12 protein-coding genes and 1 tRNA gene are annotated in these 13,608 nt (G+C 42.3%); 6 read left to right on the top strand and 7 right to left on the bottom strand.

Annotated features, from left to right (window positions below; genetic code table 11):
• Window positions 1-278 precede the first annotated feature (278 nt).
• Window positions 279-1,703, bottom strand: a complete 1,425-nt coding sequence (murD, locus tag SJY28_RS02805) for a UDP-N-acetylmuramoyl-L-alanine--D-glutamate ligase (RefSeq protein ID WP_379543354.1) — start codon at window positions 1,701-1,703, stop codon at window positions 279-281.
• Window positions 1,704-2,392: 689 nt separating this feature from the next.
• Here murD and SJY28_RS02810 point away from each other — a divergent pair.
• The 4 genes from SJY28_RS02810 (at window position 2,393) to SJY28_RS02825 (ending at window position 7,109) form a co-directional block, all read left to right on the top strand.
• Complete coding sequence (locus tag SJY28_RS02810; protein ID WP_057762027.1) at window positions 2,393-3,892, top strand: SulP family inorganic anion transporter; 1,500 nt, start codon at window positions 2,393-2,395, stop codon at window positions 3,890-3,892.
• Window positions 3,893-4,066: 174 nt separating this feature from the next.
• The gene (locus tag SJY28_RS02815; protein ID WP_102092102.1) at window positions 4,067-4,921 is read left to right on the top strand and encodes a universal stress protein; all 855 of its coding nucleotides are present in this window, start codon (window positions 4,067-4,069) and stop codon (window positions 4,919-4,921) included.
• Between the two features lie 479 nt (window positions 4,922-5,400).
• Window positions 5,401-5,739 carry a P-II family nitrogen regulator gene (locus SJY28_RS02820; protein ID WP_010197981.1) on the top strand — a complete coding sequence of 113 codons (339 nt, stop codon included), beginning with the start codon at window positions 5,401-5,403 and terminating at the stop codon, window positions 5,737-5,739.
• A 107-nt stretch (window positions 5,740-5,846) separates the two neighbouring features.
• The gene (locus tag SJY28_RS02825; protein ID WP_101205964.1) at window positions 5,847-7,109 is read left to right on the top strand and encodes an ammonium transporter; all 1,263 of its coding nucleotides are present in this window, start codon (window positions 5,847-5,849) and stop codon (window positions 7,107-7,109) included.
• A 193-nt stretch (window positions 7,110-7,302) separates the two neighbouring features.
• On the opposite strand, the gene SJY28_RS02830 is transcribed toward SJY28_RS02825, so the two are convergent.
• From SJY28_RS02830 to SJY28_RS02840, 3 genes are all read right to left on the bottom strand, one after another.
• Window positions 7,303-7,686: a DUF2147 domain-containing protein gene (locus SJY28_RS02830; protein WP_101205965.1), complete on the bottom strand. Its 384-nt coding sequence runs from the start codon at window positions 7,684-7,686 to the stop codon at window positions 7,303-7,305.
• Between the two features lie 261 nt (window positions 7,687-7,947).
• On the bottom strand, window positions 7,948-8,211 hold the full coding sequence (locus tag SJY28_RS02835; protein WP_379543355.1) for a hypothetical protein: 264 nt from the start codon (window positions 8,209-8,211) through the stop codon (window positions 7,948-7,950).
• 71 nt (window positions 8,212-8,282) lie between these two features.
• On the bottom strand, window positions 8,283-9,128 hold the full coding sequence (locus SJY28_RS02840) for a DNA/RNA non-specific endonuclease (protein ID WP_201548412.1): 846 nt from the start codon (window positions 9,126-9,128) through the stop codon (window positions 8,283-8,285).
• 177 nt (window positions 9,129-9,305) lie between these two features.
• On the opposite strand from SJY28_RS02840, the gene SJY28_RS02845 reads away from it, so the two are divergent.
• Both SJY28_RS02845 and SJY28_RS02850 read left to right on the top strand, forming a co-directional pair.
• Window positions 9,306-9,396, top strand: a tRNA-Ser gene (locus tag SJY28_RS02845).
• Window positions 9,397-9,896: 500 nt separating this feature from the next.
• Window positions 9,897-10,616 (top strand): hypothetical protein, encoded by a 720-nt coding sequence (locus SJY28_RS02850; RefSeq protein ID WP_379543356.1) that lies wholly within the window; start codon window positions 9,897-9,899, stop codon window positions 10,614-10,616.
• A gap of 94 nt (window positions 10,617-10,710) precedes the next feature.
• Here SJY28_RS02850 and SJY28_RS02855 read toward each other — a convergent pair whose 3' ends face one another.
• The 3 genes from SJY28_RS02855 to mraY all read right to left on the bottom strand — a co-directional run bounded on the left by SJY28_RS02855 (window position 10,711) and on the right by mraY (window position 13,607).
• The gene (locus SJY28_RS02855; RefSeq protein ID WP_379543357.1) at window positions 10,711-11,022 is read right to left on the bottom strand and encodes a hypothetical protein; all 312 of its coding nucleotides are present in this window, start codon (window positions 11,020-11,022) and stop codon (window positions 10,711-10,713) included.
• A gap of 379 nt (window positions 11,023-11,401) precedes the next feature.
• Window positions 11,402-12,349, bottom strand: a complete 948-nt coding sequence (locus SJY28_RS02860) for a putative RNA methyltransferase (protein WP_379544905.1) — start codon at window positions 12,347-12,349, stop codon at window positions 11,402-11,404.
• Window positions 12,350-12,488: 139 nt separating this feature from the next.
• Window positions 12,489-13,607, bottom strand: a complete 1,119-nt coding sequence (gene mraY, locus SJY28_RS02865; protein WP_101205970.1) for a phospho-N-acetylmuramoyl-pentapeptide-transferase — start codon at window positions 13,605-13,607, stop codon at window positions 12,489-12,491.
• Between the last annotated feature and the right edge of the window lies 1 nt (window position 13,608).

Consider the following 13,608-nt stretch of genomic DNA (forward strand, 5'->3'; position numbering starts at 1 on the left):
TTTTATATACACTAACAAACGAAAAAACACGGCGTCTATGAAACGCCACCGTTTAAAAAATCATAAAATAAATCGTACTAAATAGATGGTGATAGGAAACCTGTAACCCTCGGCAAACGCCTTAGCTAGCACCTATTTTAGTAATCAGGATTATATGCTTGACAGTAGCAGCAATCTATAAGCAAAACAATCATTTATCCAGAAAATACTGGCTGTTGCTAGAGAATAGACATCTGCTATGCCAACCTATATAGCTGCTTAATATATTCGACTACCTATCAAGCTTCTGATTGTGCGGTGTCTAATTGATTGACCAGTTGGCTAAAGTGTTCACCGCGAGCCGCATAACCACTATATTGGTCAAAGCTAGCACAAGCGGGTGACAGCAATACAGCTTGTACTTGCGATAAACTACTGGTAGTGACTTGTTGAATAGTCGCAAAGGCATTCTCTAGTGTCTGACACTGATGTAGTGCGACATCATCACTCAATTTCGCAGCTCTGAGATGTTGTTCAATCTGCTGACCATCCTCACCAATAAACAAGACTTGGCTCACATATTGATTGATAAAAGGCGTTAATTCACCAAACTGTTGCCCTTTGCCTTGCCCACCTAAGATCAATAATAGCTTACCGTCTTTTGGCGCATAGACTGCACCCAAGCCTTCAATAGCGGCTATGGTCGAACCAATATTGGTGCCTTTAGAATCATTGAAATAATCAATACCAGCAGCGTTAGCCACATATTGGCAACGGTGCTCAAGACCTGTGAACTGCTGCAAAGTGGTTAGCATACTCTCTAGCGGTAATCCTGCCAGCTCGCCAATGGCCAAAGCCGCTTGCGCATTCAGTAGATTATGACGACCTTTAATCAACAGTTTGTCTGCCGACAGTAATCGTTCTGTACCACGAGCAAGATAAGTTTGGCCCTCTGTGTCGGTAATAAGACCATACTGACCTTTATCAGGGGCATGAATACCCGTACTAATTCTCGGTAGATTGTCCGCGACCAATGGACGAGTGAGCGCATCTTCACGGTTAATCATCACCGACTTGGCACCTTGGAATATACGGTGTTTGGCTTGATGATAGCCAAGCATGTCTCCATGACGATCTAAATGATCAGGCGACATATTGAGCACAGTCGCTACTTTTGCGCCCAAGTTAGTGACGGTTTCTAACTGAAAGCTAGACAGCTCAAGTACCGCAAGTTCCATATCAGGATTATCTAGCAATGTTAAAGCGGGTACACCGATATTGCCGCCGACACCCACATTAATGCCAGCATCTGCCGCCATTTGACCAACTAACGTAGTGACCGTACTTTTAGCGTTAGAGCCTGTAATCGCTACGATGGGTGCGGTACACGCTTCACAGAACAGTTGAATATCACTGACTACAGGAATATTAGCTTGGCGAGCAACAGCCACAGCGGCAGTTTCAAGAGAAATACCTGGGCTAATAATAATACGTGCGGCTTGTTGCAATAAATCGGCATCTATCTCACCAAACTGACGAATATCTATCTCGGCTGGCAATTGATCGGCCAATTTAGGGGTAACTTGAGCATCAGTGACTGCGACTTGATAGCCTTGCTTGGCCAGATAATGCGCGACTGACAATCCAGACTGCCCCAAACCCACCACGACTTGTAGACCACTACCCTTATGAAGTAAGGCTTCTGTTGCTGTATTAGTGGTCATATCTATTCCTTCTATATAAACGAGAAAAGTTGTATCAAATAAACCTGCTGTATAGCGACTCTAATCTGCGCTGCTAAGATATGCAGCATCTTAACGCCATCGTTCAGATTTCGGTACTGATTTTTTATGAGTTTATGCTATTATTCGCCTGTTTTTATATTAAGTGGCTAATGCTATAATAGTCAGCTTGATTAATATTTATCAGTATTTTGCTGAGCACATTGCTCAAGCATTTTAGTTTAGCATGTTGTCACATTTATCGCGCGATTGTCACGCCTCTTCATCAACGATTCTTGTTGTGATAAGGGTGTATCAGACAATTTTGATAATTTGACGAGTGATATATCACCTTCTACTACAGCAAGTGATTGCTGACTCTATATATTATTGTAGGTACATCTATCTAGTTGCCTATTTTAAGCAATCTTTTAAAAAATATTTTTAGGTAATTTACTGCCCATATCATCGTATTGATTATTGATGAGCGTATTTTTGATACCAAAAAAATCAGTAGATACCTCGGTTATTAGTTAGATATCTTGGTTATTAGTTTCCCACAATCCAACACAGCAACATGACCTAGTGCATGTTGAAGTAAAAGAAAAATGAATAGCTATTATTAGCGACGCGATCATTTTATAAATGAGTAATGATTACTTTTTTTGCCTCTAACCCTATGTAGTTTACTTATGACATCTTTTATTGATAACTTGCGTGACGAGTGGTTTTCCAATGTTCGCGGTGACGTTTTATCGGGTTTGGTTGTAGCCCTAGCCCTTATTCCAGAAGCCATTGCTTTTTCTATTATCGCTGGTGTTGATCCAAAGGTTGGCTTATACGCCTCATTTTGTATCGCCGTAGTGATCAGTTTTGTCGGTGGCCGTCCGGGTATGATTTCGGCAGCGACTGGCGCTATGGCACTGGTCATGGTTGATCTAGTTGCTGACCACGGTCTGCAATATTTGCTTGCCGCAACTTTGCTTTGCGGTGCCATTCAGGTCGTGATGGGCATTCTAAAGCTTGGTAACCTGATGCGCTTTGTCTCCCGCTCAGTGGTTATCGGTTTCGTCAACGCCCTAGCAATATTGATTTTTGCTGCGCAATTACCAGAACTGAACCCAATGACTGAGCGTGTTGGTATGACCGTTTATATCATGACGGCAGCTGGTTTGGCGATTATTTATCTGTTTCCACTTATTCCTAAAATCGGTCGCATCGTTCCTTCGCCGCTTATTTGTATTGTAGGTTTGACCGCTGTTGCAATGTATATGAATCTCGATATTCGCAACGTTGGCAGCATGGGTGACTTGCCAGATTCATTACCAGTATTCTTGTTACCTGATATTCCGTTAAACCTAAATACCTTGCTGATTATTGCGCCATACTCTATCGCGCTTGCCATCGTTGGTCTTTTAGAGTCTATGATGACAGCAACGATCGTCGATGAATTGACCGATACACCGAGTGATAAAAACAAAGAGTGTCGTGGTCAAGGTATGGCTAATGTCGTATCAGGTTTCTTTGGCGGTATGGCAGGCTGTGCGATGATTGGCCAATCAATGATCAACGTCAAATCGGGTGGTCGTACGCGTCTGTCTACTTTGATGGCTGGTGTTGTCCTTCTGATTATGGTTGTGTTCTTAAGTGAATGGGTCAGTCAAATTCCAATGGCAGCCCTAGTTGCAGTCATGATTATGGTATCAATTGGTACGTTTAATTGGCAGTCTATTCGCGAGTTTAAAACGCATCCAATGTCGTTCAATATTGTCATGCTAGCGACTGTACTGACTACCGTCTTTACTCACAACTTAGCTTACGGTGTCGGCGTAGGTGTCTTACTATCTGCCTTAGCATTTGCTAACAAAATTGGTCAGTTCTTAACCATTTTTAGTGAATATGATGACAGCAGCAATACCCGCTACTATTATGTTCAAGGGCAGGTATTCTTTGCCTCTACCACCCAGTTCTTGCATAGTTTCGATACCAAAGAAGCTGTAGATAGTATTCAGATTGATGTGAGCCAAGCACATTTTTGGGATGTCAGCGCTGTTGATACCTTAGACAAGCTAGTGATGCGCTTGCAACGTGAAGGCATTGATGTCAAAGTGGTAGGACTCAACAATGCGAGTCGAACACTGATTGATCGCTTCTCTGTTCATGACCGCCGAGACATTGGCTTGTTAGACTAAGCAAAACTGCTAAGCGAATCTACGCGGTTGCCATGTGGCTATATTATTAGTCCATGGCTGATGTATCGGATATTAATAGACAGTTATATTGGTAAAAGGGTTGGATGTATTTTTCATACGCCAACCCTAAACTGAGATAGCAGATTTTTATTATTAAAATGATGTGGTCGTTTTATGAGTAATTTAAAACCAGATAGTGTGATTGCTTGCTTGGACTGTCCTGATCATGTTCAAGCGGTACTAGAGGCCAGTATGTGGGCTTCTATTCGCCTGCGCGCGCCTGTTGGCTTATTGCACTCGATGCCAAGCTTGCAGCAAAAAGCCGCTATTAATTATTCTGGTTGCCTCAATATTGATGACGAAAATGCTTTGCTCGAACAGTTCACATCCAAAGAGCATCTGAGTAACTGTGAGCTAAAAGCACAGGGGCGATTGCTGTTATCTCAAGCAACCTCGTATTGTGAGCAGCAACGCCATAAGCTAAAGACATATACACTGCATCGTCATGAGAACCTCAATCAGAGCATTGATTACGTCGATGACCAAGCACAATTGATCGTTATAGGGCATCATGTCACTTGCAAATCAACATTAAGCCAACTTATTCGAGTCAGTCACTGCCCCATTTTGGTGACACATGCACCATTTTTGCCCCCTACTACCGCTTTATTTGCGTTTGATAACAGTCCAACGTGCCATAAACTACTAAACTGGCTGTGTAAAACGCCACTGGTGCGTGCACTAACGGTTCATATTGTGATGGTTGGCAAGGAAACTTCTGATAACTGTGATGCGTTGCGTGAAGCCTATGCCAAACTCAAACAGGCGGGCATCAAATCCAAAAAGACATTGCTGGATTGCCGTGATGTCGCGGCAGCTTTGAACTACTATCAAAACCAGCATGATATCGGTTTACTTATGACTGGGGCTTTTGGCCAATCTCGTCTACGCGAATTACTACAAGGTAGCGATACAAAAAAGCTATTGGTCAGCACAAAAACCCCTTATTTACTTTTTCCTAAAGCATAGCGACTTATATATAAACACGCCCAAACCCTTTATCTACCCAAGCACAGGGGTCTAACTACTATGTTAGGCTCTATCGCTTATCTCTACTTTCTCTCTACCTTCTCGCCATTCATCTTTGATACGCTTGCATGAAAAGGCCAAGCTAACGACCAAACTCAAGTTAGCAAATCGTCACATGAAATAAAGGGATAGCCTCCCCAAGCACTCAAAAAGTTGGTTATAATAAAGTTTTCGTTAACCAAACGCTAAAGATTGATTCACCTTTATTATGCTTGTAGCAATGGCTCTAATCGTTGCATCGTAGCCCATATTCTATGTTACTACTGTCATTACTTTTTAATGAACAATACCAATTCTACCTCCCCCCTTGAGTAGGTTGGCATAGTTCTTGAATAACTTACAGTAAGCAAGGCAGAGATATGATGATGCATCATAGTACTTCTATCAATCTGCGGCATCACACAAATAAGGAATTTTTTATGAAGCTAATCACTGCGATCTTAAAACCGTTTAAGCTCGACGACGTGCGTGAAGCGCTTTCCGACATCGGTGTTAAAGGTGTCACTGTCACTGAAGTCAAAGGTTTCGGTCGTCAAAAAGGTCATACAGAGCTCTATCGCGGCGCAGAATACGTGGTGGACTTTTTACCTAAAGTAAAAGTCGAAGTCGCTGTGATCGACGAGATGGTTGAGCCTGCTATCGAGGCAATCACTCGTATCGCTAGCACTGGTAAGATTGGTGATGGCAAGATTTTCGTCACTGCACTTGAGCAAGTTATCCGCATCCGTACGGGTGAAACGGGACCTGACGCTATCTAAATTTGAAGACCTACCTACGGGCATAAACTTATAGGTACAGACTCTTACAGCATTTTTATCTATCGGTAATGCCGATATCTATATTATAAATTCAAGGGGGAATTTAAATGGAAAGTCAAATCTTTGAGCTCCAATATGCGCTCGATACGTTTTACTTTTTGATATGTGGTGCGTTGGTCATGTGGATGGCAGCAGGCTTCACTATGTTAGAGGCCGGACTGGTCCGATCAAAAAATACAGTCGAAATCTTAACCAAAAACGTCGCACTATTTGCAACAGCTAGTATCATGTATATGGTATGCGGCTATGCGATTATGTATGGTGGCGACCTATTCTTAAGCGGAATTGCAGGCGGTGATACGTTAGTAGAAGACGCTCTAGCAGCCTCTGCTGAAAATGGCTTCGGTGGCGACTCTGTCTACTCTGCCGCATCAGACTTTTTCTTCCAAGTCGTCTTTGTAGCGACCTGTATGTCAATCGTATCAGGTGCCGTTGCTGAGCGTATGAAACTGTGGTCATTCTTATTGTTTGCTGTAGTCATGACTGGTGTTATCTACCCACTAGAAGGTAGCTGGACATGGGGCGGCAACGATGTCTTTGGTCTATTTAACCTAGGCGACATGGGCTTCTCTGACTTTGCAGGCTCTGGTATTGTACATATGGCCGGTGCTGCAGCAGCTCTAGCAGGTGTATTGCTCTTAGGCTCACGTAAAGGTAAATATGGCCCTAATGGCGAGATACGTGCTATTCCTGGTGCCAACCTACCATTAGCGGCACTCGGTACACTAATCTTGTGGATGGGTTGGTTCGGTTTCAACGGTGGTTCAGTGCTTAAATTAGGCGACATCGCTAGTGCTAATGCTGTTGCAATGGTATTCTTGAACACTAATGCTGCTGCTGCTGGCGGTGCTGTCGGTGCCTTAATCTTAGCCCGCATCATCTTTGGTAAAGCGGATCTAACCATGCTTCTAAACGGTGTACTAGCAGGTCTAGTTGCCATTACTGCTGAGCCTTCAACTCCTTCTGCATTACAAGCCACTATTTTTGGTGTTATCGCCGGTATTATTGTAGTGCTATCTATTTTAGCCTTAGACAAAATCAAAATTGATGATCCAGTTGGTGCAATCTCAGTTCATGGTGTGGTCGGTCTATTTGGTCTGCTAATTGTACCTATTACTAACCCAGCATCTACCTTTATCGGTCAGATTGTGGGTGCTGCAACCATCTTTGCTTGGGTATTCATTGCCAGCCTAGTGGTTTGGTCTATCATCAAGCTAGTTATCGGTCTACGTATCTCTGAAGAAGACGAATACGAAGGTGCTGATATTGCAGAATGTGGTATGGAAGCTTACCCAGAATTTATAAGATAAGCTCCTTTCAAGTAAGCTAAAGATTGATGTTAAATGCGCTGATACTACCCACTGTAGTATCGGCGTTTATAATTTTAGTGTTTAAAGTTCTCCCCTGTTGAAGCCATAAGCTTAAATCTAAAACGTAAAAAATCCCGCGAGACCTTTCGGTAACGCGGGATTTTATGTATTACGCTGAAACTAGTTTTTTAGTTTATTTCTTTTTCCACTCTTGGCTACGAGAGAATGGTCCGATATAGCCTTTTAGCTTCAATGTGTTGCCGCTTAAGCTTGCAGTCATACGATAGTCTTTGCCTTTTTCAGGGTCAGTAATCGTACCACCACTATATTTACCACCACCGTCAGCTTTTAGACCTTTAATAATGGTCGTACCAACGTGCTTTTTGCCTTTAGCTGAGTTAGTAGCAATAAGAGTACCGGTCAACACACCATTTGACTCAGTGATTTTTACCGTACCTTTTGGCTTGCCTTCATCATATGTCTGCCAAGTAGTGTTGGCTAATGGGTCAGCGGCGAATGCCATGCTAGCAATACCAATACCAGCAACTGCTAAAGTGGTCTTTGTAAATAACTTCATAGATTGACTCCCTTCATACAATGATTACGCGAAACGTTATGTTTCTGTTGTCCTATGCTTATCCTTTGCTAGAACCTTTCATTACGAGCTTTACGGTTTCGACCTTTTTCAATGATAGTTACCATGACAACTTATAAGCTTTTGGTTAAAGATTCGAGCGACACAAGCGATGTCTTAACTCATTATAAGCAATTTTTAGGTTTTGCCTAGTAATTTTTTTATACTTTATTATTTCTGGAAAAATAAAACTATATCAAAGACTTACAGGAAAGGGTTGTCGATATCTTTGCCCAACTGGTCATCATTTTCCTTTGACTTAGCATCGTTCTTACTATATAGATTTTTATCTGCAAATGCTTGTACGATTTTCTCCGACAGCTCATGTAGCTGTTGGGCTTGCTCGTATCCTGACGCATCTAAAGTTAGATCGATATCACCATAAATAACAATCTTGTCTTCTTGATTTTCAATAACCAGCTCGCCTATCTGCATGCTTTGGTGGTTGTTTGCGAATGGCTCAATCATTTGATTATCCTTATTATCAGTAACATTTTATATTTTTCGAAATGTGGATATTTTTGGGTCTTACTTTCAGCTTAAGCTTGCAACTGTGCAATTAACCATTCTAAAATAGCCCAGACAAATAGCATCCACTCAGGCTCCTCCACAGGTGCCTCAGGGGTATCTGAGCTCTCACCTGCCTTCAATGGTAAATCAAACGCTTGAGATTTGGACTGACTATCTAGCATAGGTAATACATCGATGCCAATCTCAGTGGTCAGCTCATCGATACTGATCACATCGATGCGTTCTGACTCATCATTTGGTGCGTAATACACGCCTGCTTGATTGGTTGCTGGGATATATACAGCTTTGAAGAAATGGCTAGGCACAAGGACACGGTTAGCGAGCTGCTTGGTTTTTTTATCAGTAAATGCCACACCCGTGATGGTATACACCTCACCGTATTGCTGCGTTAAATACCGAGTGGCAGATTCAATATTACGCCAAATGTAGCGATTGTTACGTGGTGACTGCGGGGCAATATTGGCTAAACTAAAACTATCATACTGCTGGCTGCGATTGGCCATATTGGCATTGGGTGCCAAATGACCTCGATCATAGCCAGAACCTGAATAATCAGACAATGAGGCTCGTGCTGACTTTGGTAGTTTACTCTCTTCGTGGAAGCTATCTTCACGATCGATCTGCTTAGCTTGTTGCAGACGTGTGCGATCGAGATGCTCTGCTGACCAAAGCGGTGTACGCGATACTCCTGAATACATAACCGCAAAGCCATCCATGCATAGCGCTTGTGTGTCTTTTTTTAGCTTGGTATTGGTAAATTCAGGATAAACACCCCCATAAAAAGACTGGCTACACTGGGTCAAATCATCAGCGTGTGCTTGGGTAATACCTGTCGCGACAAGTAATACTGCCATCAGCGCACTATTCTTACATCCGTACTTAAGCCTACTAAAACTTATCATTCAACTTTCAACCATTTATACTTGCCGTTACATACTTGCTATCCTAGCAGGCGCTTGCCAATAAAGAAAGATAGCGCGCAAGTCGTGACATTTTAAATGGTATCCGCTATACTTAGGCGTTCAAAAAACGGTGAAGTGGGTGAGTGGCTGAAACCGCACGCCTGGAAAGTGTGTATACGTTCATAGCGTATCGAGGGTTCGAATCCCTCCTTCACCGCCAATCTTATTCTACTTAAGCAAAACCTCAGTTTTTCTATCTTGTTTTACCCTTCTCTAAATATTCTTTATATCTTTTAACAGCTTAACAGTAAGACTTTCAGTCTATACTCATCCTCTACTGCTGTCTGAAACATTCCTTTTAAGCCTTAATTCCGTGTGTTGTTTAAATCTAATAAATATATATCTACTCTAATAACACATTAATTGACCAAGCTAAAAAAATCATATCATGGGTTGAGAGTGGCTCATAAAATGAGTAGATACTTTATTACCATTCGTTTTATTATCAGCTTAATTTTATCTCTAGACCCTTATACGAAAAGGCTTTGAGTTTTCCTGTGGCATTCAATCTAGCTTTGTATCTATATTTACCATCATTGCTATACCGTACAAAAATGTAATCACAATAGAGTCACTGATACTCGGCAGATGCCATTGTCCAAAAATTGGATTATAGTAGATATTGGTAATATTTATTTAAATAAACTAAAGGATACAACGATGAAAACACTAGGAATGTGTATCGTAGCAGGACTCGGATTGAGTGCTTGCGCTACTGGCATGGGCGGCATGGCAACAGGTAATACCAATCAAAATAACAGCTCTGATAAAGTAGTCACTCAATATCCAGTTGAGACTGCCTTACTCAATATCTATACCAAACAACGTAGTGAAAAACTGGTCGCTACTGTCGGCGGCCAAAACGTAGCCGCAGATATTCAAATCACCCCTAAAGGCAACATGCGTTTTAATAATAAAATGGTACAAGGCGCAGAAGTCAGCACAATCAACACAGTGAATCAGCAGATCACGGATCAGTCAGTCGCTATCAATTACTTTACGCTAAATCCATTGGTGTTCCATGGTTTTACGGATAGTACGGGTGAGTATTCAATCGCCAACCAAACGACGAGTATCCCTAAGATAGCTACGGTGGGCGACTCAAATCAGCTCATCACTGAAAACGTATATGCTGACAGCAGTATGCGTCAGAAAACCGCTACCTATAAGCAGGACTGGTCGCTCACACAAGATACAAATAACACGGCGTGGCTCTGTATAGAAACCTCAGGCAATCTACTTTTGACTTCTGGTGCTGCAGGTACGTCTTCAGAATGCTATAAAATCAATGCCAAAGGCGATGTTTTGAGTAGCAAAGTCACACTCACTCAGCCTAATAAAAGCGGTACATCCAAATCAATGACGTTTATCAGTCAGTAGCATTTGCTCAACTAGTAACGCTCAATTGCGTCATATGAGAACAAAAAAATAGCGCCTCATTAAGGCGCTACTTTTGGATGGTAGGATTGTATTTTTACGATCGACGATCGTGGTTGTTTCTGTCATGATTGTTTTTGTCGTGGCTGTTTTTAGTATTGCTGTTTTTAGCATGAACATTTTTGGCTATTGCTTTGTGCTTAGCAGCCACTACATTCGCTTTGTGATGTGACTGTGCTGCCTTAGCTTTGGCATGCTTATAGTTATTACTCGCTTTATTGCTGCTGTGTTTTTGTTGCTGTACTTGAGCTGAATGATGCTTATCAAAATTAGGGGCAGCATTGGCTTGACCCACCATCGACAAACAAGCAGTAGCGGCTAAAATCGAACTAACTAGTATCTTTTTCATCATTTTATTCCTTTGAATTCATATTTAGAGTAGTTATAGATAATGCATTTAGTGTTAAATGAACTATCGTGATAAAGCTTTACTCTATCGACAAAGAGAATGATAAATGATTCTAGTATTAAGTAGATTTATGAAACTTGAAGAAAGGTTGCGATTGTTACGAGGGCATGCGCGATTAAAGACATGTTAGGTGTTGGCGTAATGTTTGGTTAAATGACAGCGTATTTACGCTTTATCGGTAAGCATCGTAGACAGGATATTTATAGAAAAGCGAATGACTAGCTAGTTGATAACGAATGCAAATACGGACACTGTGAAGTTGTTGGCTAATGTTTAACACGAGCATAGCAATACTTCATACTGCTATGCTCTAAATGTGCTAAACAGACGTTTTCTGCAAAATATAAACCACAAACTTCGCCTCTGTGCTAAATGCTGCTGTTTTTACAGCTGCCAATAGTGCTTGCCTTTTTTCGCTGCGGGCACGGTACGCATAAGGTGTCATCGTCATCAAATCAGCCAAATTCTCTGCGGATAACGTCAGTTCTGTACTGACACGGCAGGTCTCAACCAACATAAAATACGGTACCAATTCTTGTAAGAATTTATCAGAATCATGCTCACGTACATCATCAAATAGCGCATCACGCATCGTTGCCAAATGCTCAACATCAGGTTTGGCAATAATTAAATAGCCCCCATCCATCAATATATTATCAAACGCCTCGGGCAAAATAGGGCTAAAAATACTGCTAATACCCATCATACTGTGCGGGCGTAACGGTAGATGTGCAGCACTGGTCACTAATGGATAGACCGCTGTCGTCTTGGCAGTATCTTCTTTGCGCGGCTGATACCATAGACGACCTGCTAGTTTACTGACTTTGGCCAGCTCAACCACTGCAGGCTTACTGATGTCAGCGGCTATCAGTGTGTCTATGACATCCGATCCCATTTGCGCCATTGCTTGCGTGTAGTAGCCTTCACCGCAGCCAATATCAAGCCAATTGACTGGCTTGCTATCTTGCTTATCTATTAACTCATCGTTAGACAATAACTCTGTCATTTTTTGATTAATTAGCTTTTGGAGCGGTGCATAATGACCATGATTCAAAAACCGTTTACGCGCATCAATAGACTCTTGGCTATCCCCAGGTGCTTTGGACTTTTTCTGTTGTACTGGTAGTAAGTTGACATAGCCTTGACGCGCCACATCAAAGGGATGTGAAGTTTGTTTGGGGTGCAAACTGCCATCACAGCGCCAAGTATCTGCGGTAGGCTGTAGTGGTGACTGACAAAGTGGACAAATAAATAACGACACGGGCATCTCAAATTGATAGCAATATGCTTCGCATTTTAACAAAATTCATCTGCCTTGAGCGATAAAAAGCCGTCTCAATCATGATTGAAACGGCTTTTTAGAGTTTTGCAAATTGATATCTATACAGATATTTGGCGGTTATAGCTTAACGCAGTTTTAGCGTCATTAGCCCAAGGATGACAAGGATAATGGCAATAATCCAAAATCTCGCCACCACTTGCGTTTCTTTCCAGCCAATTTCCTCAAAGTGATGATGCAGCGGTGCCATACGGAAGACGCGTTTTTTGCGCAGTTTGTACGAGCCAACTTGCAACATCACCGATAACGCTTCTGCGACAAACAAACCACCCATAATCGCAAAGGCAATCTCTTGACGGGTCATTACGGCGATAGTACCTAGCATTGCGCCCAGTGCTAGTGCGCCAACATCACCCATAAATACTTGTGCTGGATGCGCGTTGAACCATAAGAAACCAAGACCTGCTCCGACCATTGAACCACAGACGATGATGACTTCGGAGTTGTAAGGAATATAAGGCACATGTAAGTAATCAGCAAAGCGTACATCGCCTGATACATAGGCCATCGCACCCAAACCTGCAGCGACGAGAACGACTGGCAAAATCGCCAAACCATCCAACCCATCGGTTAGATTGACTGCGTTAGAAGCGCCATTAATCACAAAGTAGGTAAAGATGATAAAGCCAATACCAAATGGCACTGCTGAAAATGGAATCATCCAGTCTTTGAATACTGGCAATAGCAGATCCTGCATCTCACGCGTGGTGTTGATATCCGGTTGTAGCGTGGCGATATAATACAAAGATACACCGACAAACAGTGCGCCCATAGACAGCCAAAAATACTTTTTGCGAGCGATTAAGCCTTTTGGATCTTTATACTTAATTTTTAGCCAATCATCAGCCCAACCTACGGCACCAAAGATAACCATAACCACGAGTAAAATCCAAACATAAGGATTGTTTAATCGTGCCCATAGTAGCGTCGATATGCCAATCGCACTGAGGATCAATACCCCGCCCATGGTTGGTGTACCAGTCTTTGCCAAATGTGACTGAGGCCCATCATTACGAATGGCCTGACCATATTTGAGCGAACGTAGGTGCCGAATGACACGGCCACCAAACATCATGCTAAATACAAGGGCGGTAACAACGGCAAGCAATGCTCGCAGCGTCAACGAAGAAACCGCAGAAAACGGCGTATAATACTGGCCAAGCCAGCCGAACAACCAAACTAACACC

The sequence above is a fragment of the Psychrobacter sp. R86515 genome (assembly GCF_042466315.1).
Classification (GTDB): Bacteria; Pseudomonadota; Gammaproteobacteria; order Pseudomonadales; family Moraxellaceae; genus Psychrobacter.

Excerpts from the sequence above, each read along its gene's own strand:
- SJY28_RS02830 (WP_101205965.1), bottom strand. The coding sequence starts at position 7,686 with ATGAAGTTATTTACAAAGACCACTTTAGCAGTTGCTGGTATTGGTATT.
- SJY28_RS02850 (WP_379543356.1), top strand. The coding sequence starts at position 9,897 with ATGAAAACACTAGGAATGTGTATCGTAGCAGGACTCGGATTGAGTGCT.
- SJY28_RS02815 (WP_102092102.1), top strand. The coding sequence starts at position 4,067 with ATGAGTAATTTAAAACCAGATAGTGTGATTGCTTGCTTGGACTGTCCT.
- SJY28_RS02820 (WP_010197981.1), top strand. The coding sequence starts at position 5,401 with ATGAAGCTAATCACTGCGATCTTAAAACCGTTTAAGCTCGACGACGTG.
- SJY28_RS02855 (WP_379543357.1), bottom strand. The coding sequence starts at position 11,022 with ATGAAAAAGATACTAGTTAGTTCGATTTTAGCCGCTACTGCTTGTTTG.
- SJY28_RS02825 (WP_101205964.1), top strand. The coding sequence starts at position 5,847 with ATGGAAAGTCAAATCTTTGAGCTCCAATATGCGCTCGATACGTTTTAC.
- SJY28_RS02810 (WP_057762027.1), top strand. The coding sequence starts at position 2,393 with ATGACATCTTTTATTGATAACTTGCGTGACGAGTGGTTTTCCAATGTT.
- SJY28_RS02860 (WP_379544905.1), bottom strand. The coding sequence starts at position 12,349 with ATGCCCGTGTCGTTATTTATTTGTCCACTTTGTCAGTCACCACTACAG.
- murD (WP_379543354.1), bottom strand. The coding sequence starts at position 1,703 with ATGACCACTAATACAGCAACAGAAGCCTTACTTCATAAGGGTAGTGGT.
- SJY28_RS02835 (WP_379543355.1), bottom strand. The coding sequence starts at position 8,211 with ATGATTGAGCCATTCGCAAACAACCACCAAAGCATGCAGATAGGCGAG.
- SJY28_RS02840 (WP_201548412.1), bottom strand. The coding sequence starts at position 9,128 with ATGGCAGTATTACTTGTCGCGACAGGTATTACCCAAGCACACGCTGAT.